The sequence below is a fragment of the Methanomethylovorans sp. genome (assembly GCF_041447285.1).
GTDB lineage: Archaea > Halobacteriota > Methanosarcinia > Methanosarcinales > Methanosarcinaceae > Methanomethylovorans.
The window spans coordinates 301,049-328,009 of the sequence record NZ_JBGMEB010000006.1; the positions used below are offsets into that span (position 1 = coordinate 301,049).

Here is a 26,961-nt window from a genome sequence, read left to right on the forward strand (position 1 = left end):
TTTTTACCCCTGTACTAAGGTACAGGGCAATTTTCCATTTTATGGAATTTTCCATATATCAACAGATGATCAGTTTTACAATATGTCTATAAAAGATCAAAGTCCTCTATTGTTGAGGAGCTGGTGAGAATGATGCAAGTCAGATTAAATAGTTCTATTCGTTTTGTAATGATATTGCTCTTTTTGATGGTTACTGCAGGAGTTGTTTTGGCAGACAATACCAACGTAAGGCTTGTTAGCCAATTCAGTGGGGAAATAACAAACGTTGTTATAGTAGATGATTATGCATATGTAAGCCAGGGACAGGACTTTGTCGTACTCGACGTTAGTGATGTTGCTAATCCTTCCGAAGTGGGGAGGATAGTTTCTTTATCAGAAATTAACGATGTTGTGATCTCCGGTAATTATGCATACATAGCCAATGGTGACAGCGGTCTTGCTATCTTTGATATCAGCACGCCTTCTTCGCCTATCCTTGCAGGCAGCTATGATGCTGAAGGTTTTATTCGTGATATCGCTGTATTAGGTAATTCTGTTTATGCAGCTGACGGCAATGGCCTTGTTATTATCGATGTAAGTACTCCTTCTTCCCCGGAGCTTGTAGGTACATATGATACTATTGGTTTTGGAAATGGTGTTGCAGTATCAGGCAATTATGCCTACATAGCCGATGATAGTAAAGGTATTTTTGATGGGAGCAATGGTCTTGCGGTGATTGACGTAAGTACTCCTTCTTCACCAAGTCTTGTGGGAACTTATGATGCAGTTTATGCCTATGATATTGTTATATCCGGACACTATGCTTATGTGGCCGACTCTATTGGCCTTGTAATTTTAGACATCAGTACGCCCTCATCGCCGGTTCTGATGAATAGTTACTCTACTAATGGAGATGCAAATGATGTTGCTGTATCAGGTAATTATGCTTATGTAAGCGATTATGCAGGTCTTACAATTTTGGATATCAGTACACCTTCTTCTCCAGGTTTTATAGGTAATTATGGTACTGAGGGCAATGCTAATGGTGTTGCAGTGTCAGGAGAATATATCTATTTGGCCGATTCAAATAATGGTCTTTTTGTTCTTCAACAGGGATCGTCTGGAGCATCACTTGCCACAGACAAGAATACAACTTCTGATGGTTCAATGACAGGCAATGAAAGTGGAGCACTTCAACTGTCTCCTATAGGTGATCACTCTGTCCGCGAAAATGAAACCCTTACATTTACAATTTCAACTGTGAACGCTGATGCTGGTGTTATATACTCAGCTTCAGATATGCCCGCAGAAGCTACTCTTGATCCGAGTACAGGTGTTTTCAGTTGGGACACAAGCTCAGGGAGTGTTGGAACATACACAGTTACATTCACAGCAGAATTAGATGGACTCACAGATTCAGAGATTGCTACTATAAATGTAATATCTCCTTCTGATGCTCAGATATCACCGACATCTTACACTGAGGTAAGTAATTACAGTTCAGAGGATGTTACCAATTTATTCATGACAGATGTTGTAAGTGTCTCGATTGCAATGGATTCAACTGTGAGTTATGAATTTTCGGGAGAGGGCAATGATATTCTCTCAATTAGTTTCTATTCTCTTCAAGATTTGGGAGATGTAGCCTCCACAGTAGAAGTACTTAAGACCAGGTCAAGTAAGGTGAGTAGCGATCCTGCAGGAATCGTATACAAATATGTCAACATACAGGTGGGCGGTCCAGGTATCGTTGATGAATCTGCTATCAAAGATGCCCGGATTAAGTTCAGGGTGAATAATTCCTGGCTTAAGCAGGTGGGTTTAAATGCTGCAGATGTGACATTGCAAAGATATAATGGAGATGTTTGGGAAGTATTGCCAACTACTATGGACAGCAATACCGTGGATTATGCTGTATTTGAGTCTCAGACTCCGGCATTTTCTCCGTTTGCTATCACTGTAAGCAAAGAACTTGCTTCTTCTAAGGCAACTGATCTAGATGAGGGGGAGAAACAGGGGGAAAACTTGAATATATTGATTGTTGCGATGGTGTTCCTTCTGATCGGAGCATTTGTAGCTGGATATTTGTATCTTAAGAAAGGGCATAAGTGATTCAGGTGATTCCCTGTAGATACGGGGAATCCTTTACTCACTCGTTATATTATTTTATTATTTGTATGTCCTCTCTATTTAATGTGTGTTGTTTGGTACATCATCCATGTGAAATCAAAAAATTATCAATACGAAAAATATAATCATAATGAACATACTTTTTTAAAAATCTTTAAATATCTCCTCATTAAAATTTACTACTAATGACACAACAATAAGGAATATAAAAATCCTCTATGGTTGTGAAGTAGGTGGTACGTCTGCAAATCAAGTTCAATAGATTTACTTACTTTCTAGTAGGGTTGATTTACGTTGGAATTGTATTGTTTTTGGTATCAATGACTGTGGGTCTAGGCTTAGCTGATAATGCAACTATAGATTATAAAGCTGAATTAATATCCACTATTGTAACTGCCAATGACAAGTTAGAGAATGCAGTAGCTGGTACATCTTACGGTCAATATCCCCAGTCTGCAATTGATGCATTTGAAATGGTTATTGGTAATGCACAAGAAATTGTTGATGATCAAAACGTAAGTACAGAACAGGTGGACCAGGCTGTTGCAGATCTCAAAAAAGCTGAGACAATTTTCGATAATGCCAGAATAAAAACCGTTAATAAGGCTGCTTTGACTTCAGCTATTTCGACTGCATCTTCAAAAGCAAATAATGCAGTAGCTGGTACTGCTGTTGGTCAGTATCCCCAGTATGCAATCGATTCATTTAAATCAGCTATTAGTAAAGCACAGGCAGTTGCTTCTAATGCCGCTGCAACTCAGGCTGAAGTAAATAGGGCTGTAACAGAACTCAAATCTGCTGAAACAACATTTGATGCAGCTAAGATTACAACTGAACTGCCAACACCACCCGCATCTGTAACAAATCTGCAGGAAAGTGCTGTGGGATCTACCTGGATAAGATGGGCATGGACAAATCCTAACGATTCTGATTTCAGTCATGTCATGGTCTATATTGACAATTCTTTTGTAACGACCACTTCCACTAATTCTTATGAGTTGTCTGGATTGGTTGGGGGTACTACACATACCATCGGTCTCAAAACCGTTGATACTTCAGGTAACGTAAATTCTGAAATGATTGTTGATTCGGCAGCTACAGCAACTGCAACAACAATAGTTCCTGAGATCACTAGCATTGCCGGAAATGATATTACGACCACTTCGATTAAGATCGTATGGGAGTCTTCCAGCGACACTGCAAGTGTGAAAATAAGCAGGAATAACGTAGTCCTTGCTACTGTCAGTGGATCTACATTCTATGTGGACAGTGGTTTGGAAGTAGGTACTACTTATAGCTATAGTTTAACTCCATATTCCAACTCCGGGGTTGAAGGTAAAGCAGTAAATGCCAGCTTGAAAACCAAATCCTCCAGCAAGAGCGGAGGGGGAAGCAGTGGAGGGAGTAGTAAGAAGAGCAGTAGCAGTGGTGGAAGCAGCGGTGCAACAAGTGTTGAAGACTTCACAAACGTAGCAGTGAAGGATGTCGACACTGCATATCTAAAGATTGATTCCGATGTGGTCTATGAATTTTCAAGAGATGGCAATGATGTCCAGTCCATCAGCTTCTATTCCCTTAAGAATTCTGGGGAAATTGCATCTACTGTAGAGGTGCTAAACGACAGATCAAAACTGGCTAAAAGTAACCCCGATGGTCTGGTGTACAGGTATATCAACATCTGGGTAGGCAAGGCTGGATTTGCTACCTCAAATAATATCAGGGATGTTCATATTAAGTTCAAGGTAAATAATTCATGGATGGAGGAAACAGGTGTAAGTCCTGCAGAAATAAGGCTGCAAAGATATAATGGAACTACATGGGAAGTTCTTCCAACTACTTTGCAAAGCGGTAATGCAGACTATACGTTCTTTGAAGCACAAACCCCAGGTTTCTCTCCATTTGCAATAACTGCGGAAAAGGCATTTGCAGTTTCTGCCAATGGTAATGTTCAAATTGATGTAGCTCACGCAGAAGATATCGGGCTGGAAGGAACACAACCGGCAAAATCCAATGTGTGGACCTATATTATGGCTATTATCCTGGTAGGCATGCTTGCAGTTGGATATGAATACTTGAAAAAGGGAAAGCAAAATTAATCTCAAATCCCTGTATAATATACAGGGATTTTAAATAATTTCTACAGTCCACATACAAGTTTCTTATGTGGACAAAGAAAGGTGTTTAGTTTGCCATAATCTTTGCAGTTCTTTTTGGACAAATATAGATAATCATTATAAAGTTTAGAGGACATAATATATATTAGTAAAAGTTATATTTTTCTAAATATCTTTATATACTATCTATATGTAACTTACAAGCAATATCACAACGATAAGGTGGACAAAAATCTTCTGTAGTTGTGAATTAGGTGGTACATATGCAAATCAGGTTAAGTAAATTGATCTGTATAAACACGTCAGTACTATTTTTTTTACTGACAGCTGGAATTAGTTCAGCTGTCCCGGTATTTTCAACAATTGGCGACAAAGAAGTAACTGGTGAACCTCTTACTTTTACTGTTACTGAGAATGAGCAGTTGACTCTAAATGTTTATGCAACAGAGAACAATAGGTATGCTACAATAAAATATTCAGCTGTGGACTTACCCTCGGGGGCTACATTTGATCCGTATACCCATACTTTCAGCTGGACTCCGTCTGTTGGTAGTGCAGGTGATTATAATGTGGAATTTATTGTAGAATCATATAGCTACTATTCATACGCATCTGATTCTGAGATCGTTACTATTACTGTCATGGCAAATGTAGACAAAAGTGAATTAATGGCAACCATTGCTAATGCAAATGAAAAAGTAAATTCTGCAGTTTCTGGAACTGATGTGGGTCAATATCCTCAAACAGCAATAGATGAATTTGAAACAGCCATTGATACTGCACAGGAAGTTGTGGACGATGCAGATGCTACCCAAACAGAGGTAGATAACGCGCTGAGCAATTTAGAAGCAGCTGAAGATGAATTCGATGCTTCTGTAATTACAATAGATAAAAGTGAGTTAGCAGCAGCTATCGATTATGCAACTGAAAAAATAGATTCTGCAATTGCTGGGACTGATGTGGGTCAATATCCGCAGGCATCAATAGATGAATTTGAAGTAGCTATTGACACAGCACAAGAAGTTGCTGACGATATAGATGTAACACAAACAGAGGTAGATAATGCCCTGCACAGTTTGGAAGCTGCCGAAGATGAATTCGATGCTTCTAAAATAACATCCATTGATAAGAGTTCACTAATTACAGCTATTGCAGTTGCTAATAAAAAAATAGCTACTGCAGTTGCAGGTAGTGATATAGGTCAATATCCTCAAACAGCAATAGATGAATTTGAAACATCTATTGACAATGCACAGGAAGTTGTTGACGATGCGGGTGCAACTGAGACTGATGTTTCTGAAGCTCTTAGCGATTTAGAAGTAGCAGAAGATATTTTCGATGCATCTAAAATAACGTCTATAAATAAAAGTGCGTTAATAACAGCTGTTGCTGTTGCCAAAATAAAAACTGATACTGCAGTTGCAGGAACCGATATAGGTCAATATCCTCAAGCAGCAATAGATGAATTAAAGGCAGCAATTGATACGGCACAGGAAGTTGCTGATGACAATGGTGCAACTCAAGCTGAAGTGAATAAGGCTTTAACAGACCTTCAGTCAGCGGAAGCAACATTCGATTCATCTAAGATCATAAATGGTGGATCAAATGAATTTGCACCCGTAACAAACCTGCAGGATAGTGCTGTAGGGTCAACCTGGATAAGATGGACTTGGACAAACCCCACAGATTCAAGATTCAGTCATGTTATAGTATACATTGATGGTTCCTTTGCCACAATGACTTCCAACAACTACTACGAGCTAACTGGCCTGGTAGGGGGCACCACACATAGCATAGGTATTAAAACTGTTGATATTGAAGGAAATGTTGATTCTGAAATGGTTGCAGATTCGGCAACTACAGTGAATGCCAATCCGGAAATCATTACTCTTACGGGAGTAAACATTACAACTAACTCAATCACAGTGGTGTGGGAATCTTCCAATGACACTTCAAGCGTGATAATAAGCAGGAATAACAATATCCTTGGAACTGTGAATGGCTCAATGTCCTATACAGACAGCCGCCTTGAAGCTGGCACTACTTATAATTATACTTTAGTTCCGTATGCTAACTATGGGTTTGAAGGCAAAGCAGTAAGCATTAGCCTCACAACTAAATCCTCCAGCAAGAGTGGAGGTGGAGGAAGCAGTGGTAGTAGCAGTAGTAAAAAGAGTAGTAGCAGTAGTGGAGGTGGTGGTGCAGGTAGTGTAGAAGACTTTTCCAACTTAGCAATGAAAGACGTTGACACCCAATATCTAAAAATAAATGAAAATGTGAGATATGAGTTTTCAAAGGAAGGTAATCCCGTACAATCCATAAGGTTCTATTCCCTTAAGAACTCTGGAGAGAAGACTTCTACTATAGAAGTACTGAACAATAGATCTAAACTCGTAAATAGCAGCCCTGAAGGATTCGTATATAACTATGTCAATATTTGGGTTGGCAAGGCTGGATTTGCTACTTCAGCAAACATCAAGGATGCTAACATCCAGTTCAAAGTAAATAATTCATGGTTAGAAGACTTGGGTGTAAGTCCTGCAGAGATAAAATTACAAAGATATAATGGAACTGCATGGGAAGTGCTGCCTACAACACTGAATAGTAGCAATGTGAGTTATACAGTTTTCGAAGCAAAAACCCCAGGTTTCTCTCCATTTGCTATCACTGCCCAAAAGACATATTCATCCTCAATTAATGAGGATGGTCAAAGGGATATTGCTCAGGTCGCAGAGCAACCTGTGGGAGAAACAAAAGCAGAAACATCCACTGTATGGATCTACATTATGGTCAACGTAGTTGCCATTCTGTTTGCATTTGGATATAAGTACTTTAGAAAAGGGCATCTGAATTAATGTGCATCCCCGTACAAAAATACGGGGAATTTCCACAGAATGTTAAACCTATAGGTATAAATATCTGTTTGATTCAACTTAATATAAGGTACAGTTAAAAAGTAATTTCTCACACTTATTTGTGGTTTATATAATCAGCCATATAGATCAACAGGGGGTTGTAGGTTGATCTTAGGTAAAAGTCCTCTCTAACTTATGGAGTGGCGGGCAATGAGAACCAAGTTAAGTGGATTAATATATTCAGTACTGTGGTTAGTTTACTCTGGAATTATATTACTTTTAGTTGTGATGAACGCTGAGCCAGGATTAGCGGATAATGTGACTGTTGATAAAAGTGAATTGCTATCAGCTATCACTTCAGCATCTGCAAAATCACAAAGTGCAGTTGCAGGAACTGAGCCAGGTCAATATCCGCAATCAGCTATAGATGCTTTTGATGCGGCAATAGACACTGCACAGGTGTTTGCTGATGATGAAAATGTAACTCAGGACCAAGTCAACCAAGCGGTTAAAGACCTTAAAGCAGCTGAAACAATACTTGATGCAGCAAAAATTAAAGCTGTAGATCACACTCCTCCATCAACTGTCAAATACCTCAGGGAAAGCAGTTCAGGCACAAGCTGGATCAGATGGACTTGGACTAATCCAGATGATGCAGATTTCAGTCATGTTATGGTGTACATTGATGGTGTATTTATTAGAACCACATCTAATGCTTTTTATAACGCTACAGGACTTGCTCCTGGAACCTCCCATACTATCAGTATAGAAACAGTAGACACCACAGGGAACATTAATCCTTCACTGGTAAGTGATTCTGCAACAACTAAAATCCCAGTGGATACAATACCTCCATCACCTGTAACAGGTCTTAAAGAAAGCAGTGTAGGTTTGGATTGGATCAGGTGGACTTGGGTAAACCCAAAAGATGCTGATTTTGCACACGTTATGGTATACTTTGATGGTATATTTGTTACAACTACATCTGATGCATTTTATAATGCAGTTGGGCTGCTTGAAGGTACAACTCACACGATTACTGTCAAAACAGTAGATACTTCCGGGAACATTAATCCTGCAACTGTAAGTGATAAAGCAACAACTAAAGTCACAGACAGAACACCTCCCGGATATGTAACTAACCTTCATGAAACTAATGTTGGTGCAAGCTGGATATACTGGACCTGGACTAAACCCACAGATGCAGATTTCAGTAGTGTGAGAATCTATATTGATGGGACATTCGTTACAACTACTGCCAACAACTATTACAACGCAACAGGCCTCCGAAACGGAATAAAGTATACCATAAGTCTTGAAACGGTAGATACTTCGGGGAACATCAATACTACACAGGCAACAGATTCAGCTACAACATTGAAACTACCTGTAATTTCAAATGTAGTAGGAAAGAACATTAAGGCCAATTCGATAACACTTGAATGGGATGTTTCCGAAGATACTGCAACGGTACAAATAAGCCAGAATGGAATTTTCCTCGATAATGTAACGGAATCAACATACATACATCGCGATTTGAATAGCTCTACAACTTACAATTATACTTTGATCCCATACAATGAAAACGGATTGGAGGGGGAAGCGGTAAGCATCAGCCTCACAACATCCTCTTCAAGCAGCAGTGGAGGAAGTAGCGGAGGCAGCAGTAGCAGCAAGAAGAGTAGTAGCAGTGGTGGCGGAGGAGGTGGTGCTACAAGTGTAGAAGATTTTACAAATGTAGTAATGAAAGATGTGAATAGCAAATATCTCAGAATAAATTCCAATGTTAGCTATGAGTTCTCAAGGGAAGGTAATGATATCCTATCAGTTAGTTTCTATTCCCTGAAGAATTCAGGTGAGATCACCTCGACTATAGAAGTTTTAAACAACAGGTCAAAGCTTGTAAACACCACTCCTGAAGGGGTTGTATACAAATATGTGAATATATGGGTGGGCAAGGCTGGTTTTGCGACCTCAGATAATATCCAAGATCCCCGGATTAAGTTCCAGGTAAACAATTCATGGATAAAGGAGATGGAGGTAAGCCCCGCAGATGTAAAATTGCAGAGATATAATGGCACGGCATGGCAAGTGCTGCCTACTACCATAGATAGTAACACCACTGGCTATTCAGTATTCGAAGCAGATACTCCTGGATTCTCTCCATTTGCAATTACCGCTGAGCGTCCGCTTCCATCTATTCCAAATAATGATGTTGAAGTGCTGACTACAAGTGTAGCAGATGTCGGCCTGGAGAAAATACAGCCGAAAAAGTCAGGGATATGGACAATAATCATTGCTTTTATACTGGCAGGAGTCCTTGCAGTTGGATATGAGTACCTGAAGAAAGAGTAAGGTTAATCTGCATTCCATCCTTTACCAGATAACAATGAAAGGAACAGTTCTTGGAATAGAGGGCACTGCATGGAATCTCAGCGCAGCTCTAGTCAATGAGAAGGATGTTATTGCTGAGGTAACTCATACGTATGTGCCGCCAATCGGAGGTATCCACCCCAGGGAAGCTGCACAGCACCATGCTAAATTTGCTTCACATGTAATAGGGAAACTGCTTGAAGAAGGACAAAAGAAAGGCATATCCAGCTCTATGATCGATGGTATAGCCTTTTCACAGGGTCCGGGGCTTGGTGCCTGCCTGCGCACAGTAGCTACTGCTGCAAGAGCCCTTTCTCTGAGTCTGGATGTACCTCTTATGGGGGTCAACCATTGTCTTGCACACATAGAGATCGGTCGCTGGAAAACTCCTGCCAGGGATCCTGTGACTTTGTATGTCAGTGGTGCCAATTCACAGGTACTGGCGTATAAAATGGGAAAGTACCGTGTTTTTGGTGAGACACTGGATATTGGCTTGGGAAATGCATTAGATAAGTTTGCCAGAAGTGCAGGGCTTACTCATCCTGGCGGTCCGAAGATAGAAGAACTTGCCAGGAAAGCAAAGAATTACATTCCAATGCCATACGTAGTGAAGGGCATGGACCTTTCTTTTTCAGGACTTTCGACAGCTGCCACAGATGCTCTTTCCCGAGAAAGCCTTGAAGATGTATGTTATTCTTTCCAGGAAACAGCTTTTTCAATGGTAGTGGAAGTGACAGAAAGGGCGCTTGCCCATACTGGCAAGAAAGAGGTTCTGCTTGCAGGGGGCGTAGGAGCTAACATGCGCCTGAGGGAAATGCTTAAAATTATGTGTGAGGAACGGGGTGCTTCTTTCTACGTTCCGGAAAAACGTTTTATGGGTGACAATGGAGCCATGATCGCTTATCTTGGTTTGTTGATGCTTAATTCTGGTAGCATTATATCTGTTGAGAATTCTCATGTGAACCCAAATTTCAGACCAGACTCGGTAAATGTTACGTGGATCAATCCAAAGGACCTGGAAGGTGATGCATAAATGTACCTTGCCAGGGGAGCAGAAGCGGTGGTTATACTTGAAGAAAGTAGGGTGATAAAAGAACGCATTCCTAAAAATTACCGCTTACAGGACATTGATGAGCGTATACGCAAAGAGAGGACGCGTGCAGAGGCGAGGCTCATTTCCGAAGCCCGCAGAGGCGGAGTACCTACTCCTATAATATACGATATACAAGATTTCAGGATTGAGATGCAGTATATTGAAGGTTCGCCTCTGAAACATGTTATGGATGAAGAAATGAGTAAAAAAGTCGGCCATCTTGTGGGTCGCTTACATTCTATTGGTATCATACATGGTGACCTGACAACTTCCAACATGATATTCTCCAATGATATAATATACCTGATAGATTTTGGACTGGCTTACATGGATAGCAGTCTAGAAGCTCAGGGTGTGGATGTGCATGTACTTTTCCAGACATTTGAAAGCACTCACAGTGAGCATGAGAAATTGATAGCAAGCTTTTCTCTTGGATACAGGGAAAGTTTTGTATCTGCCGATGATGTGATTGAACGTGTGAAAGAGATCGAGAAGAGGGGTCGTTATGCGTAAGATAGTGTTTGTGACCGGCAACAAAGGAAAATTTAGTGAGGCAAAATCCATACTTGCAGCAAAACAGATCGAACTGCTTCAAAATACAGGAGGCTATCCGGAATTGCAGGAAGATGATCTGGAACCCATAGCTTCATTTGGGGCAAAGTGGGCTGCTGAGAAACTACAGATACCAGTTATGGTAGATGATTCTGGTCTTTTCATTAATGCTCTTAATGGTTTTCCAGGTCCTTACTCAGCCTTTGTTGAGAATAAAATGGGTAACAAGAAAGTGCTCAAGCTCATGGAAGATGAAGAAGACCGTACAGCTGTCTTTAAGTCAGTTATCGGGTACTGTGAGCCTGGAAAAGAAGCCATTGTATTCACAGGTACAGTTGAAGGCACTATCTCTTTTGAAGAAAGGGGTACTGGTGGATTCGGCTACGATCCCATATTTGAATATAATGGCAGGACTTTTGCAGAGATGGGTGATGAAGAAAAGAACAAGCTTTCTCACAGGCGTAGGGCACTGGATAAGTTCTTTGAGTGGCTGCCTAAGTGAAGGTGACATCTTTTGGTGCGAAGCTTCTTCACAGATACCGAAGGTATAGACACTATTCCTTTGAAAATGGTTGTGTATCTGGTCATCACAGGTTGTGTGCTTGCTTTGATAGCAATATCATGGAATGCCATACTTCCAGTAAAACATGGCTATGATGTTGAAAAACAATTGTCAGAGGCATCTCTTGAACTGCTCTCTCTTCAAAGAGGTAAAGCACGAGATCTTTCCATGCCTTTCAGCGGTGAGGGTAGTATATGTTCTATAGAACTTGATTTTCCGCGAGAGGTTACATATGTTGGATTCGGTGTGGATCCTGATCCGGATAATGATGGCAATATAACTAACTCTGCCTGGAACGTAGAGGACAATACAATTATTTACAGATATGAGAATGGTGTCAAGAAAAGATGGCTTATAGAAGGTGAAATGATCAATTTCTGCCAGGGAGTCCTATCTGATAGCGGTAATTGGTATCCGGATGACTCTTTTAATACATCCAATAATATGGATAAAGGTGCTGTCATTGAAAAGCCAGTATCAGGGACCTATATTTTTGAACTCGTAAGAAATAATGGCACTTATACTTTATCGCATTTTCCTTTATAGTCCCGGATGCCTTGCAGGGCAGGGACTTCAGATAAAGAAAAGATTTAGTAATACAACAGGATGTACCTGTTATCAAAGTATGCGCCAGGTGTGTTGAAATCAAATATTACAAGTGCACCAGCTTCGGGCCTTACTTGCATTGATAGTTCTGTTCTTGTAGGCAGACCATCATATGTTGTATCCTCTTCTGAAAATACTTTCCGGATATCTACTACTATCTCCATTATATCTCCGGTACGTAATACTGGCTGGTTTGCTTTGAATGTTGATTGGTCCCTTATTCTTATTGGGCTCACTGTAATATATTCTTCTGTGGGTAAGTGTATTTCTGATCCTGTATCCGCAGTGTCATATCTCAAATTTGCAACATGGGCACCATCTGACATGTATACAATCAGTTGTGAAAGATCTACATCCTCACTACCTGGACCCAAAGAAACAGAGATATGTAACTTGGTGATTTCTCCATAGTCAAGTTCATCATCTACTGTGATCGTTCCGGTGGTGGATCCAGCTGTAGTATTTGATACAGTGAATGTATAGGTTCCTGCTTCCAGGAATCTATGTTCATAATATGAACCATCTTCAACATCTACAGTAGTGTTTGCAACATTTACTGTGAATGATCCACTTGTTGAGATCCATTCCACCACTCCTCCTCTTGGAATATCAACACTGGTATTTGAAAGAGTACCATCATCAATATTGATGGTCCCATAGGTCGCACGTTCTCCTTCTACTCGGTCCACACGCAGATTAGATGCTACTTCCTTTGTAGTTTCTTGACCAGTCTGCGAAGCTTTCTGTTGCAACACGCCTGATGTCTTAATGAGAAGCGCAGAAGCTACTGCAGCTACAAGAACCATTGATATGAATATGATGAGTGTACCAATACCCATCTGTGCACTTTCATCTTTGTGCATTGAATGCTTCCTATTTGCTTTCGTGCGATTTCCCTCAATTAAGTTCTAAATTCTAAAAGTTGGTAAATAATTGACGTATCTTTTATTAGCACTTATAGTATATTAATCCTATTATAAATGCCTGTATTATCTGTTATTAGTGTATAATAGAACATGTATATATTTAAATCAATCGATTAATATAAATTAATCTAAAAATAATATGTACACTTTCATTCTTCAATAAGAATAGCACGCGCTGGTGCACCGTCACAACCTGTGATTTTCAGTGGAAGACAAATAAAAATGTAATATCCTTCTCTGACTTGTTCAAGATCAAGGCATTCAATAATGTTGACTCCTTGAGAAAGCAGTGATCTGTGCAGTGGTAGATCTTTCTTATTTTCTATAGAGAAAGCGTCCACTCCTAATACTTTAAGGCCTTTATCCTGCATCCAAAAGGCTATATCTTCTTCCAGACAAAAGTTTTCTGTTCCTTCAAGTGAATTGATAGCACCTGTTTTTAATAGCAATACTTCTGTTACTTGGCCGGATTTTTTTTTGTTCCATACCATTTCCAGGTGTTCAGCATGGAGGGGGCTGTTGATGCAACTTAAGTCTAGCAAAATTGCACGCCCAATAAAACTTTCAGGAAGCAGCATATCTACAGTGATACCATTTTCTAATACATGTGAAGGTGCATCCACATGTGTACCAGTATGGCTTCCCATACTTATTAATGAAAGACCGAAACCATCTTTTTCTATCGAACAGACTTTTCTCACTGAAGGTTGTGGGTCTCCCGGATATACTGGCATACCTTGCTTTATGGGTGAAGTTATGTCTATAACTCTTTTACCCTTGAGTATCATTGGTACTTCTCATCTACAATCTTCTGGGAATTGTTAAGAACTCTTTCTGCTTGTTCCAGAGTAAGCCCCGCACCCCTGGCAATTTTTAGAGCAGTTTCCCGTGTAATAAGATTTTCAGGACTATGTGTATCGGTATCCACCACACACTTTGCTCCAGCTTCAAAAGCTATTTTGGCTACATGACCATTGGTACGATTATGTCCATTTCTGGAGGTAATTTCAAGGTGAACATTGTTCGCTGCTGCTTTTTCTGCTTCTTCAATAGTTATAAAACCAGGATGTGCAAGAATATCAACATCAGCAAGTTCTACAGAAGCTTTGTTAGTCCCCGGAGCAACAGGTTCTACTATCGTTTCTCCATGTACTACTACTATTTCTGCACCCAGCTCTTTTGAAAGGCGTGCCATTTTTCCAATTTTGGCAGGAGGGACATGCGTGATCTCTACTCCTGCAAGCACTTTGATATCCATTACCTCTTCAAGATACTTCGCCTTTTTCAGGCACTTCAGTACGTGCTCTACGTTGGTAAAGTCTGCATGATCAGTTATCGCAATAGCTCTGTATCCATGAATTACGGCTCTTCTTACCAGTTCGCTTGGTATCAATTCACCGTCGCTAAATATGGAATGTGTATGCAAGTCTATCATTATGTCACCATTATCTTGTACATATATAGGATGGCATTTGAAATAAACATTTATATCATCAATGCTGATATGCAGATTGATAACTAACCTACAATGAACTACTAAATATTTAATTTCAAGGTCATTAAAGGAAGGATGAATTAATTGCCCGGTATTAGAAGAATGGTTTTGGATGTTTTAAAGCCACACCACCCCTCGATTGTTGAATTCTCTAAAAAATTAAGCGTTCTGTCAGGTGTTTCAGGTGTCAATCTCAGCTTGTATGAAGTTGATCAGCAGACAGAGACTATAAAAATTACCATTGAAGGGGATGACCTGGACTATGAGGAAATAAAACAGTCTATAGATAATCTGGGTGCTGTGATCCATAGTATCGATGAGATAGTAGCAGGACACAAGCTTGTAGAAGAAGTAGAGACGCTGCAGGAAAGATAAGCATCTTACTTCTCTTTTTTGTATACTTTTTTTATATTGTTCAGTATCTTGCAATAACATCAGCAAAAGCAAAATTAGGTTTTACATCCCTTATTTTCACTCTAACTTTGTCTCCTTCACTTGTTCCTTTTACAAACACTACAAAGTCCTGAACCCTGAATACTCCGTCACCTGTTGATCCTTTACTGGTAATTTCCACATCCAGTTCTTCTCCTTTCTTTACAGGCGCTTTAATGAATTTGCTGGCGATCACATATATCTCTGCACTCTGAGACCGGGATGCTACCGGGGAAAAAGACCTTGTGTGAGTAAAACTGGTCCTTGCTTCTTCAAGAAATGTCTTAAACATATCTCCCTGGAAGACCTTGACCACAAAATGGCCACCAGGCTTGAGAATTTTCATAGCGCATCCGAGTGCAGATTTCGCAAGGTCTATAGACCTTGCATGATCATAGCTCCAGTTGCCTGAAAGATTTGGAGCGGCATCACAAATGACAACGTCCACTCCACCTTCGCCCACCAGATCAAATATTTTCTTTATGGTGTTATCGGAGGTAATATCTCCTTTTATGGTTTCTACACCTTCTATCGGTGAGATTCGCTGCAGATCTACTCCTATTACCCTTCCGCCTGAGAGTTTTTTTGCGACTTCGGACCATCCGCCGGGTGCTGCTCCCAAGTCAACTACGGTGTCTCCCTCTTTAATTACATTGAACTTCTCATTTATCTGCAACAACTTGTACGCAGCCCTTGACCTGTAGCCTTCTTCTTTTGCGCGCCAGTAATAGGTATCTCTTCTATCCCTTGCCATTATCCTGCCTGTATTAATTTGATTGTTTTAGATGTTCTATCTTTTTACTTAGTTCCATCAGATGATCAGCTACTGCTGTAAATCTACCTGGTAACCATGAATCGTAGTCATAATAAAGATTAAGCAGATCGCTATAGTGTGATTCCAGTGTTTTTATTTCCTTGCTTTCATTTCGGGTTGAGCTTATCCCCATTTCAAGGTCATGCATTCTTTTATCGAAGTTTTGCAATAATTTCATTGCAATGATATCCATATCTACTATTCTCACAGATAGTTTCAGAATATCAATGACCTGACTAAGTTCAGCCGGAATCTGTGGGAATGCATTTGGTCCTGTTATGAAATATATGTTCTCATCGTCTTTTGTTCCTGATATTTCCTCTGCAGATACAGATTCGATCAGATGTTCTTTTGCAGCTTTCATGCAAAGCTCATACAGTGCATCGGCCTCGTGATTGGAATCTCTTAACTCCGATATCTCTTTGTCCACAGCACATATTTCCTCAAAAGTAATAGCACCCAGAACATAGGTTATACCTGTAAGCTCAGCAGCGGATATCATAAGACCATACCTTAAAGAAAGGATATACCATAAATAAGAAAGAGGGTAATAAAGTTACCTACAACTTGTACCTTCTGTATGTCTTTAAAAGATAACCTCTCTATGCATGACTATAATCTAGAAAAGAATGTGCAGGAAAATAAAAAGAGGACTGCACAAATGCAGTCTTAATTTTATTCAAGATATATAGCCGGCCTCATTGGGGCAGCAAATCTGGACTTCTTTTCTGGATCATAATCTGGTGAATCTGCACTATATACTTCTACTGCACAGTTAAATTCCTTCTCAAAGAACTGCTGGTTTTCTTTGAGTATTGCCAGCTCATCCAGCACATAGCCGTCGAACATCTCTAAACGCTCGTCTTTCATGCTGGTAATATCAGGCACGATCTTCTGTACGAACTTTGGTATTTCCTTTCCATATGCTCGGTTTGCAGGTTCTGCCATTAGGGTCTTGATAAGAACACCAGGGTTAAGCGTACCTTCGGCCTGCATCTTAAGAGCCATCTGGAAAGTTTTTGTCTTCCATGTTGCAGATGTGTACAACACCACTTTCTTTGGTGTCATTTTCGTGACCTTTAGTATTTCTTCTATGTCTTCCAGCGTGTTGTCTACAAGTTCCTCTGCAAGCTCTGCATTGCTATTAAGCAGTGAAGCGTCAAAAGTCGGATACGGAGCAAGGGAGACAAAATCATTTCCTTCATGTCCCAGTGCCTGCCATATCTCCTCACATACATGCGGCATGAAAGGTGCCATCAAGCGCACCCACGTATCCAGCATGTCATAGAGCAGGTTACTGCCGCCCCTTTTCTGATACCATTTTATGTCGTTGAGCAGCAGGAAGAATGCGTTCTGCAGAGCACTGCGTGTTCTAAGGGATAACATGTCATTGTTAGTTTCTCTGATGCGCTGCTGCAGACGGCTAAGCATCCATCTGTCTATAAGCTTAAGCTCTCCGCACAAGCCGCATACGACGCCGGACTCAATTATTTCCCGGGCAAAGGAGTAGAACCTTTCCACCTGTTTCCTTGCAGCTTCGACTCCACTGTTCCTCCAGTCAGCATCCTGTGTCTGTTCAGCACTTGAGAGAATGTACATTCGGGCTATATCTGCACCGTATTCATCAACTGCAGTCATCAGAGTCAGCAGCGGACCTTTGGATTTGCTCATTTTTTGTCCTTCCAGGGACACAAAACCATTAACTGCAAGTGCCCGAGGCCATCTATCTTCATCAAATATGGCTACGTGGTGGAAAAGGAAGAATAGTAAGTGATTGGGCACGAGGTCTTTACCTGAAGATCTAAGGTCCACTGGATACCAGTAGTCCATGTCCTTTTTCATCTGTGCTATGAGTTGCTCATCAAGGCCAGTATCAGCAGCTGTTTGCTGCACAGTACCCTTGCCAAGCAGTACATAATCGAAAAGTTGGGCAGTCAAGTGTTCTGGTCCAATGCCACGGGCAAAGAACTTGTTGGTGATATAGTATGTCATATAGATGGTAGAATCACCAAGCGACTCGATCAGCCATTGGTCATCAAAGGGCAAATGCGTACCAAGACCTTTTTTCCTTGCACAGGCTTTGTCCTTGAGCCAATCGACCTTGTTGTTGAACTCTACTCTATAGTCTTCAGGAATTATTTCCATCTTCTCAATGCATCTGTATACCTTATCCTTCCACTCAGGGTTAGAATAGTTCAGGAACCACTGCCCTTCCACCATGTTTACTACACAGGGAGTTCCGCAGCGGCATACGACCGGTTCGCTGAACTCATAGAATACTTCTCCTATACCCTGGCTTATAAGATCCCGGGTGAGTACATCCTTAATCTTGGAAACTGCTATTCCAGCATATTTTCCAGTATTCTCTTTGAGGACCCCACCATGGAATTCTCTTCTGTATACGATCTTGGTGGCTTCTTCAGCTTTTGGATCTTTCTGATCCATCACGCCAAGCTGTTGCACAGCTTCTACAGCAGGATATTCTCCGAATTCCTTGGCTGTTATCAGAGAAATTAATTTTATATTGCGCAGGTCTTCCTTGATTCCATATTCTGAAAGGTCTCTGTCATAGAGGTCCTTCAATGCAAGGTAATCATAAGGTGCATGTGCAGGCACACTCATTACAATTCCGCTACCATTCTCTCCCCTTACAAATGAGGCAGGCAATGTAATAACGTCATTGCCAGTAAGCGGATTTTTCACCTTGATACCTATTAGGGATGTAGATGGCACTTTCTCTACAAATTCCACTTTCCTGTCTGTGAAAGTGAGTTTTCTGTAAGCCTCCTTGCTTACTACCCAGAATTCTGTTTTCCCATCTTTTTCTACTTTGATCTTCACATGTTCTATGTTAGGATTGATCCAGAGGTTAGTAACACCGAAAATAGTCTCAGGGCGCAGGGTAGCGCAAGGTAATACCACACCATCATGCTGGAACTTGACAAGAGTATAATCTACAATTGTTGCTTCTTCTCCATGCAGGATATCGTGGTCCTCAACTGGATTATTGTCATTTGGGCACCATTTTACAGGATGTGATCCCCTGACAATGAGGCCTTTCTCGTACAACAAGTTGAATTGCCACTCTATAAACTTTTTGTAAGTGGGATCTGTAGTAGTGAACTTGCGTCTCCAGTCAATAGAGTAACCAATAGAACGCATAGCCTTTTCAGCTTCTATGCTGAAGTACTCTACTATTTTTTCAGGGATGACCAGTGTTTCCAGAATATCTATAGGTATACCATGCAGTTCTGTATATACTTTCATGGTCTGAGGGTCACGGTTAGCTATCAATTCGGCAAGACCTACAATAGGTGTTCCTGTGACATGGAAACCCATAGGAAAAAGCACGTTATATCCCTGCATTCTTTTATAACGTGCTATTACGTCTCCTATGGTGAATGTACGTGTGTGTCCGGCGTGTAAATTACCGTTGAGATAGGGGTAAGGTATTGTTATGAAATATTTTTCTCTCTCATCTGGCTCAGGCTGGAAGACCTTTGTATCATCCCATGTCTTCTGCCATTTTTTTTCTATCTCACGCGGTATGTAATCCTGTTCCATGGTTACGCCTTTTCGGTATTATTATGATGAATAACACCTAAATAACTTACATCCACATAAAGTCTACTCTTTTGGGTGACCCATACAGCAGAACGATTCTTGACATATTTAAAAAGGATCTACAGCCAAAGCTAAGTATAGGAAGTAGTTTCCTTTTTTGTTCATCAGTATCCTCAGCTTTGGAGTTGAAGATTTTCACCGCAGCATGGACAGCTGACATTCCCTTCTTCGCAATGATCACAGGGGGTCACAACTTCCAGTTCGAATCCACAACTCTCACAGAAATAATGTTCCCCTACTTGCATATCACATATCTTCATTTTCTCCCCAATGAAAAATTGCTTCAAACAGTACTTATAATTTATCCTGTTCTCTGCTAACATACCGTTATGCTTATTCTTAAAGAATTGAATTTAGCTCCATGCATGTTGAGTTTGTAAGTGGCCATATATGTATAGAAGACCTCAAGTCATTTCTCAGGAAAACTGCAGACATATCAAAGGCAAATAGTTGTATAATTCAGGCTATTAATGCGGATCAGATTGCAGGTGAAGAACACTTGCGTTTCGCTGTAGCAAAAGCGCTCAGGGCATTCGAGCAGGAAAGAAATGCTGCAAAGGATATGGGTATTGAGGTCATGCGTTATGCATCCGGGAAACGTCAGATAGAAGAGGCATTTTCCATGGGTGTGCATCAAGGCCAGAATAATGTTGTTTTTGTAGTACTAGGTGAGGAAGATTCTGTTACAACATGTGTATATATACTCAAAGAAATTCTCATTCCTGCTGATGTTATTGAATATAAGATCTCTAAAAGAGAAGAAATTATCATGCAGTTTGGCATTACTTCAGATGAGATCGCAGTCGTGGGTGAGCAGATGATTCCGGAACTTGTGATCGAAAGAGTGGCACTTGTGGATGTATTGAAGTAACATTACGAAATAGTAATATATGAATGAGCAGTAGACTTGCCATTATTAATAATTTAATTACATTACATACGATTAAAACCTTATTATACGGGAGGGTTCGAATTTATGCCACATAAGAAAACAGCAGAAGGGATGATCAAATGCGCAGGGCCTATAGAATGTGCTCTGCTGCCAAGGCTTCTTCAGGTTACAGAAGCAGCAGCCATAGCAGCATCTTATCAGATGGGCAGAGGAGACAAGCATTATGCTGATCAGGTATCAGTAGAAGCCATGCGCAGGACGCTGAATCACCTTGATATGAAAGGGATCATAAAGATCGGTGAAGGGGAAAGGGATGAGGCTCCGATGCTGTACATAGGCGAACAGGTAGGTACCTGGGAGGGAGATCTGGAAGTTGATATTGCTGTGGATCCTCTTGAAGGCACCAATCTGGCGGCCAACGGTACCCCCGGTGCAATTTCCGTAATGGCAATGGCTGAAAGAGGTGGTCTTTTCCATGGCCCTGACATCTATATGGATAAAATTGCAGTAGGCCCAGAAGTGGTGAAATATGAGAGGCTGCATCCAGAAGAGAGTATAAATCTGGATGCTCCTGTTATCGATAACCTGGAAATTGTAGCAAAGGCGCTCAATCGTAATATCGATGAACTGGTCGTTGTCATCCTTGACAGGCCAAGGCATGAGGCAAAGATAGAAGAGATCAGAAAGACAGGTGCAAGGGTCAATCTGATCAGTGATGGTGACCTTATGCCGGGAGTTGCCACAGCTATACGCGGTTCAGGTGTCCATGTGGTCATGGGAGCCGGTGGTTCAGGGGAGGCAGTGCTCACGGCTGCTGCTCTTAAGATCCTGGGTGGTAAGATACTTGCAAGGCTTGTATTACCTACAGTTGCCAATGGCAAGTCCGAAGAAGCTATAGCCAAGGAAAAAGCTGAAAAGATGCCAAGGCTTGAAAAGATGGGTATAACGGAAAAGAACATGAACGATATACTTGACATCGACAGGCTTGTCCCAGGAAATGATGTTATCTTCTCTGCAACAGGTGTGACTCCGGGTACTCTTCTAAAAGGTGTTCACCTCTTTGGAGAAGGTGATGCAAGGGTCCACAGTCTGACCATGGGCAGTTCAGGTGTGGTAAAATTTACAGATACCATCTACATACATGACAAAGAGGTCACTCCTCTTCGGTTCGTTTAAATAATGAAAGTACACGTATCGACATTTGGTTGTTCTGCCAACCAGGCTTCTGCAGAGGTCATGATGGCCACCATCAGAAGCCTGGGCCATGAACTGGTATCTGAGAAAAATGCTGACGTAGTTGTGCTTAACACATGTACTGTCAAGTATTCCACTGAACAGAAGATTCTGCATAAGATCCGGGAACTGGGGGAAAAAGGCAGAGAAGTAATAGTAGCTGGATGCATGCCTGAAGTGCAGCTTGAGGACATCATCCATAACAACCCTGATGCTCACATTTTGGGTGTCAATTCCATCTCAAGGATAGGTGATGTCTTAAATTCTATCGCCGAGCCGCAGCTGTCTTCACATCATATTTCTAGGCAGGCTTTGCATGTGTTTTCGTCTGAACCTCAAGGATTCATTAATGTACCAAGGTTCAGATTCAATTCCAACATTCACATCTGTCAGCTTTCCCAGGGATGTAACAATGCATGTTCTTATTGTATAGTCAGGTTCGTAAGAGGCCCCTTGAAGTCTTTTAATCCGGATTCCATCATAGAGGATATTAAACAGGGAGTTGCTGAAGGGTGTAGAGAAATATGGCTTACCTCACAGGATAATGCCCAGTATGGCACAGATATAGGATATCTGCTTCCTCAGCTTCTTAAGAGGATATGTGATATACCTGGCGATTTTAAAGTCCGTGTGGGCATGATGAATCCATTTTCTGTGCTTCCTATATTGGATGAATTATTGAATGCCTTTGATCATGACAAGATCTATAAACTAATTCATTTACCAATACAGTCGGCATCTAATGATGTCCTGAAAAGAATGAACAGGCTCCATTCCATAGAAGAGGCGAATCACATAATCAACTGTTTCAGAGATCGCTTTGATGATCTTACTCTATTCACTGATATCATCGTAGGTTTTCCCGGAGAGCAAGATGCTGATTTCATGAAAACAGTTGAATGGGTGAAGGAGTACAAGCCTGAAAAGGTGAACATTTCCAGGTATACTCCCCGTCCGCATACAAAGGCACTTGAATACCGAAACATTGATTCACGTATCGTTGCACAGCGTTCTAATGAACTACATGCTGTGTGCGAAGAAGTCAAAATAGCTGTCAGAAAGAGTATGATGGGATGGAAAGGCAGGGTCTTTATTTCTAAAGAGGCCAAAGTTAAAGGCCTCATGGCCAGGACAGCATCTTATAAGCCTGTGGTCATTCCTGAATCATCTGCCATTCCGGGAAGCTATTGCGAGGTTGAGATATTCGATGCTACCCCTGGATATTTTCTGGGGAGGACCAGGATCGATATCTAAATCGATCAGAGTGTTTCACTCTGATCTATACTTCATCCTTTCAACAACAGTTTTATCATATAGCTTTACAATGTCACTGCGTGTGATGATCCCTAATATTTGTCTATTGTCTTCCCGCGACACTACCGGAAGCCTGCCTATATCTTTTGTTGCAAGGCGCTGAAGTACAGTATTCAGGGATTCGTCCGGGTATGCAACAATTAAATTGGAATTGGCAATCTCGCCTACAGTCTTGTCAAGTTCTCCTTGTTTTACCTTATCCCGAATGTCTTTCAGAGTTACGATTCCCCACAATTTGCCTTCAGAATCCATCACTGGGAACCCTACATGGCGGCTGGATTGCATGAGGGCAATGAGCGCTTCTGCCTTTTTGTTCATAGAAATTGTCTGCACTTCTCTTTTCATGGCATCAGCAACTTTTAATGACTCCATTATGTCTACTTCTTTTCCTTTTCTTATGGTAAATCCGCGTCTGCGCAGTGATTCTGTAAAAATGGATTCCGGGTGAAGAGTACTTGAAACAAGATTGCTGAGCACGCATGCGAGCATAATTGGTAGTACAAGATTATAATCATGTGTGAGTTCAAAAAGAATTAATATAGCTGTGAGTGGTGCACGGGTAACACCAGTGAATACAGCTCCCATCCCAGCCAGTGCATATGCACCAGGTTCTGACGTGAAACCTGGAAAGATTTGATTCACAATGAATCCATAAGCTCCTCCAAGCATAGAGCCTATGAATAGTGCCGGAACGAATGATCCACCTGAGCCTCCAGAGCCTAGGGATAAAGAGAATGCAACTATTTTCAGTAATAGAAGTGCAACTATGACCTTAAAGACTAATTCGTTTGCCAAAACCTGGCTTATTACTTCATATCCAACGCCGAATATCTGAGGATAAAAAAAGCCAATTATTCCCACTCCAAGTCCCCCTATTGCCGGTTTTACAATCGGATGGACTTTAAGGGATTTGAAAAAATCTCTTACTCTATACAAAGAACGCATGAATATTACAGAAACTACGCCTGAAATTACTCCAAGAATAAGGTATAGTATAGATTCATGAAATGGATTGACAAGTTGATATTGTGATATCTGGATTGGTCTCACACCAAAAACTACGTTGGAGGTAAGGGTTGCAAAAACAGAGGATATGACTATAGGAATAAAGGTGCTGGATTCGAGTTCTCCCAAAATTACTTCTACAGAGAACACTACGCCTGCAAGAGGTGCATTGAATGCAGCTGCTATGCCTGAGGAGGCGCCACACCCCAACAATATCTTCAATTTATTTCCTCTCATTTTTATCGTTTGGGCTAATGTGGACCCAATACCTGCTCCTGCAAGCACTACGGGGGCCTCTTTACCTGCTGATGCTCCGGAACCTAATGATATTAGTGAGGATAATACTTCAAGAAATACAGTTTTGGGCTGCATTTTACCGCCATGAAGTGTAGTGGCCTCGATGACGTTCTCAATGCTGTATCTTTTCTTTTTCATCAGATAATGGGTTATCATTCCCACTAACAAACCGCCAATTACGGGTAGGAATATTACATAATAATTTGATTCCCCTGCCTTGTGTTGGAAGAATAAATGAGAACTAAGTGCAAGGGAGCGATCATATATGACTATAGTAAGACCAGTTAATATGCCTACTATAAGAGCCAGTGAATTTGAGACTACAGAATCTGTGTGCAACCATTGCACTAGATCCCGTTTTTTATTCTGCAATAGTTCACTTCGATTCAAAAATGTCATCTCATTATTATTTAATTGCGACTTGCAATTTATATATCGAATCGTATGTAATTATATATAATATATCTTTCTTTCGCCTTCACCTCCCTTAAACTTATCTATTATCACTTCATCTAAATAATATACAGAATAAGGGAAATATATGCTCGAAAAATTGTTCAATCCGGATATTATTGCGGTTATAGGGGCATCTCGTACAGAAGGCAAGGTAGGTCATGCTGTACTCAAGAATCTCCTGCAGGGAACGGGTCATAAAATCATTCCTATTAATCCCAATGTTGATAAGATTCTAGGGTTGAAATGTTATGCTGACATTCTTGATGTGCCAGAAAAGGTAGATCTTGCTGTAATAGTAGTTCCCGCAGCTGCAGTTCCTTCTGCAATGGAAAAATGTGGACAGGCAGGCATTAGTTATGTTGTTGTGATATCCGCAGGCTTCAAGGAGGCCAGCCTTGAAGGCGCAAGACTTGAACGGGAAATTGCAGCCATTGCTGCAAAATATGGTATAAGAATGGTTGGCCCTAACTGTCTGGGAATTATCGATACATCTTCTTCTCTCAATGCATCATTTGCTGCATCCATGGCTCTGCCGGGAAATATAGCTATGATGTCCCAGTCTGGAGCCATCTGTACAGTAACTCTGGACTGGGCAGACAGAGTTGGTGTAGGATTTTCTAAATTCATAAGCCTTGGGAATAAAGCTGATCTTGGAGAGAACGATTTCCTTGAACTTTTCAGGGAGGACAAGAACACTGCTGTAATTGCTGCATATCTGGAAGGCGTAAAGGATGGTCCACTTTTTATGGATGTGGCAAGGCAAGTGACCAAAGAAAAGCCTGTAATAGTTGTTAAATCAGGTCGCACAGCCGTAGGTTCCAGGGCCGTATCTTCACACACAGGTACACTTGCAGGTTCAGATGCTGCATACAATGCAGCTTTCAGGCAGAGTGGTGTCATAAGAGCTGATTCTCTGGAAGAGATGCTGGATTACAGCAGAGCTTTTTCTACATATCCATTGCCCAAGGGCAGGAAGGTTGCAATACTTACCAATGCAGGAGGACTTGGTATAATAACTGCCGATGCATGTCACAGCATTGGTCTTTCAATTACTTCCTTTGAAGAAGAGACTATCAAGAAGCTGAGAGAGCGCCTTCCAGAAGCAGCCGGTTTATATAATCCAGTGGATGTTCTGGGAGATGCCAGCTCCCAGTTATATGAATATGCTCTTGAAATGCTTTTAGATGACCCAAATGTAGATGGGATCATTGTACTTGTCTCTCCCCAGGCTATGACCGATGTGCCTGCTATAGCACAGGTCCTGATCAAAATGATCAAATCTTCTAACAAGCCAATTTTATGCAACTTTGCAGGCGGGACACGTATTGCTGCAGGAGAGGAACTACTGAATAAGCATGGTATTCCTAATTATTCTTCTTCCGAAAGGGCTGTTGCCAGCATGAAGGCGCTATGTGATTACAGCTCCGTTAAGCTAAAGGAGTACAGTGCTCCAGTTTTACTGGCAGCTGAAAAGGATGCTGCAAAGAAGATCATAGATGATGCTATTAGAAGTGGAAGGAGAACTCTTGGTCTGGAATCTTTGGATCTGCTTAAAGCTTATGGCATTCCGGTGGTGCAGTCAAAGATTGCTGGCAATCTTACAGAGGCTGTTGCAGCATGTGAGGAAATAGGTTATCCTGTTGTGATGAAGATAATTTCTCCTGATATATCGCATAAGACAGATGTAGGCGGTATAAAACTTAACTTGAAAAATGCCGAAGACGTGGAACGTGCATATCTGACTATGATGTCAGATGTCAACCATTACATGCCAAATGCCCGGATAAAAGGCGTTCAAGTGCAGCAGATGGTAACAGGAGGAAAAGAGGTCATTATAGGCATGGACCGTGACCCTCAGTTTGGTCCGCTTTTAATGTTCGGGCTGGGAGGTGTTTATGTGGAATTTCTCAAGGACGTATCTTTTGCTGTGGCTCCTATCAATGACAAGGAAGCCCAGCATATGATCTCAGCTATCAAAACATATCCACTTATAGCAGGTGTAAGGGGTGAAACGCCTTCAGACATCAAAGCAATTGCAGACACTTTGCTTAAAGTATCACAGTTTGTGATGGACTTCCCAAAACTTATGGAATTTGAAATAAATCCCCTTATGGTCATGCCTGAAGGTAAAGGCTGCCTTGCAATGGATATCAGGATGACATTAAGGCAGGAATGAGAAGTAGATTATAGATTATCTTTATTAGAAATA

General features: G+C 41.1%; 21 protein-coding genes. 13 read left to right on the plus strand and 8 right to left on the minus strand.

The window, feature by feature from the left end:
• The first annotated feature begins 132 nt into the window (after window positions 1-132).
• From ACC612_RS04190 to ACC612_RS04225, 8 genes are all read left to right on the plus strand, one after another.
• The gene (locus ACC612_RS04190) at window positions 133-2,091 is read left to right on the plus strand and encodes a PGF-pre-PGF domain-containing protein (RefSeq protein ID WP_371853218.1); all 1,959 of its coding nucleotides are present in this window, start codon (window positions 133-135) and stop codon (window positions 2,089-2,091) included.
• Window positions 2,092-2,429: 338 nt separating this feature from the next.
• Window positions 2,430-4,205, plus strand: coding sequence for a PGF-pre-PGF domain-containing protein (locus ACC612_RS04195; protein WP_371853219.1), 1,776 nt, complete (start codon window positions 2,430-2,432; stop codon window positions 4,203-4,205).
• A 281-nt stretch (window positions 4,206-4,486) separates the two neighbouring features.
• A complete protein-coding gene (locus tag ACC612_RS04200) occupies window positions 4,487-7,078 on the plus strand; it encodes a PGF-pre-PGF domain-containing protein (protein WP_371853221.1) in 2,592 nt (863 codons plus the stop codon).
• 210 nt (window positions 7,079-7,288) lie between these two features.
• The gene (locus tag ACC612_RS04205; RefSeq protein WP_371853222.1) at window positions 7,289-9,433 is read left to right on the plus strand and encodes a PGF-pre-PGF domain-containing protein; all 2,145 of its coding nucleotides are present in this window, start codon (window positions 7,289-7,291) and stop codon (window positions 9,431-9,433) included.
• Between the two features lie 34 nt (window positions 9,434-9,467).
• Window positions 9,468-10,484 (plus strand): bifunctional N(6)-L-threonylcarbamoyladenine synthase/serine/threonine protein kinase, encoded by a 1,017-nt coding sequence (locus ACC612_RS04210; RefSeq protein ID WP_371853223.1) that lies wholly within the window; start codon window positions 9,468-9,470, stop codon window positions 10,482-10,484.
• Window positions 10,485-11,057 carry a Kae1-associated kinase Bud32 gene (locus ACC612_RS04215; RefSeq protein ID WP_371853224.1) on the plus strand — a complete coding sequence of 191 codons (573 nt, stop codon included), beginning with the start codon at window positions 10,485-10,487 and terminating at the stop codon, window positions 11,055-11,057.
• Window positions 11,050-11,598 carry an XTP/dITP diphosphatase gene (locus tag ACC612_RS04220; protein WP_371853225.1) on the plus strand — a complete coding sequence of 183 codons (549 nt, stop codon included), beginning with the start codon at window positions 11,050-11,052 and terminating at the stop codon, window positions 11,596-11,598. The genes ACC612_RS04215 and ACC612_RS04220 overlap by 8 nt, the downstream gene beginning before the upstream one ends.
• A gap of 15 nt (window positions 11,599-11,613) precedes the next feature.
• Window positions 11,614-12,204 carry a hypothetical protein gene (locus ACC612_RS04225; RefSeq protein ID WP_371853392.1) on the plus strand — a complete coding sequence of 197 codons (591 nt, stop codon included), beginning with the start codon at window positions 11,614-11,616 and terminating at the stop codon, window positions 12,202-12,204.
• Between the two features lie 44 nt (window positions 12,205-12,248).
• Here ACC612_RS04225 and ACC612_RS04230 read toward each other — a convergent pair whose 3' ends face one another.
• The 3 genes from ACC612_RS04230 to ACC612_RS04240 form a co-directional block, all read right to left on the minus strand.
• Entirely contained in the window at window positions 12,249-13,127 is an 879-nt protein-coding gene (locus tag ACC612_RS04230; protein ID WP_371853226.1) for an archaellin/type IV pilin N-terminal domain-containing protein, read from the minus strand.
• A gap of 212 nt (window positions 13,128-13,339) precedes the next feature.
• On the minus strand, window positions 13,340-13,978 hold the full coding sequence (locus ACC612_RS04235; RefSeq protein WP_371853227.1) for a cyclase family protein: 639 nt from the start codon (window positions 13,976-13,978) through the stop codon (window positions 13,340-13,342).
• Window positions 13,975-14,625, minus strand: a complete 651-nt coding sequence (locus ACC612_RS04240; protein ID WP_371853228.1) for a histidinol phosphate phosphatase domain-containing protein — start codon at window positions 14,623-14,625, stop codon at window positions 13,975-13,977. Before ACC612_RS04240 ends, ACC612_RS04235 begins: the two co-directional genes overlap by 4 nt.
• 162 nt (window positions 14,626-14,787) lie before the next feature.
• Between ACC612_RS04240 and ACC612_RS04245 the strand changes: the two genes are divergently transcribed.
• Entirely contained in the window at window positions 14,788-15,060 is a 273-nt protein-coding gene (locus tag ACC612_RS04245) for a DUF211 domain-containing protein (RefSeq protein WP_371853393.1), read from the plus strand.
• 40 nt (window positions 15,061-15,100) lie between these two features.
• Here the strand turns inward: ACC612_RS04245 and ACC612_RS04250 are convergent, their stop codons facing one another.
• From ACC612_RS04250 to ACC612_RS04265, 4 genes are all read right to left on the minus strand, one after another.
• A complete protein-coding gene (locus tag ACC612_RS04250; protein WP_371853229.1) occupies window positions 15,101-15,871 on the minus strand; it encodes a 23S rRNA (uridine(2552)-2'-O)-methyltransferase in 771 nt (256 codons plus the stop codon).
• Window positions 15,872-15,884: 13 nt separating this feature from the next.
• A complete protein-coding gene (locus tag ACC612_RS04255) occupies window positions 15,885-16,433 on the minus strand; it encodes a hypothetical protein (protein ID WP_371853230.1) in 549 nt (182 codons plus the stop codon).
• 173 nt (window positions 16,434-16,606) lie between these two features.
• Window positions 16,607-19,495 (minus strand): leucine--tRNA ligase, encoded by a 2,889-nt coding sequence (gene leuS, locus ACC612_RS04260; protein WP_371853231.1) that lies wholly within the window; start codon window positions 19,493-19,495, stop codon window positions 16,607-16,609.
• 173 nt (window positions 19,496-19,668) lie between these two features.
• The gene (locus tag ACC612_RS04265; protein WP_371853232.1) at window positions 19,669-19,815 is read right to left on the minus strand and encodes a hypothetical protein; all 147 of its coding nucleotides are present in this window, start codon (window positions 19,813-19,815) and stop codon (window positions 19,669-19,671) included.
• 101 nt (window positions 19,816-19,916) lie between these two features.
• Between ACC612_RS04265 and cgi121 the strand changes: the two genes are divergently transcribed.
• The 3 genes from cgi121 to ACC612_RS04280 all read left to right on the plus strand — a co-directional run bounded on the left by cgi121 (window position 19,917) and on the right by ACC612_RS04280 (window position 22,934).
• Window positions 19,917-20,426, plus strand: coding sequence for a KEOPS complex subunit Cgi121 (gene cgi121, locus ACC612_RS04270; protein WP_371853233.1), 510 nt, complete (start codon window positions 19,917-19,919; stop codon window positions 20,424-20,426).
• A gap of 105 nt (window positions 20,427-20,531) precedes the next feature.
• Entirely contained in the window at window positions 20,532-21,623 is a 1,092-nt protein-coding gene (glpX, locus tag ACC612_RS04275; protein WP_371853234.1) for a class II fructose-bisphosphatase, read from the plus strand.
• Between the two features lie 3 nt (window positions 21,624-21,626).
• Entirely contained in the window at window positions 21,627-22,934 is a 1,308-nt protein-coding gene (locus tag ACC612_RS04280; protein ID WP_371853235.1) for a tRNA (N(6)-L-threonylcarbamoyladenosine(37)-C(2))-methylthiotransferase, read from the plus strand.
• A gap of 15 nt (window positions 22,935-22,949) precedes the next feature.
• On the opposite strand, the gene ACC612_RS04285 is transcribed toward ACC612_RS04280, so the two are convergent.
• On the minus strand, window positions 22,950-24,668 hold the full coding sequence (locus ACC612_RS04285; RefSeq protein WP_371853236.1) for a chloride channel protein: 1,719 nt from the start codon (window positions 24,666-24,668) through the stop codon (window positions 22,950-22,952).
• A 169-nt stretch (window positions 24,669-24,837) separates the two neighbouring features.
• On the opposite strand from ACC612_RS04285, the gene acs reads away from it, so the two are divergent.
• Window positions 24,838-26,928, plus strand: a complete 2,091-nt coding sequence (gene acs / locus ACC612_RS04290; RefSeq protein WP_371853237.1) for an acetate--CoA ligase alpha subunit — start codon at window positions 24,838-24,840, stop codon at window positions 26,926-26,928.
• Window positions 26,929-26,961 lie beyond the last annotated feature (33 nt).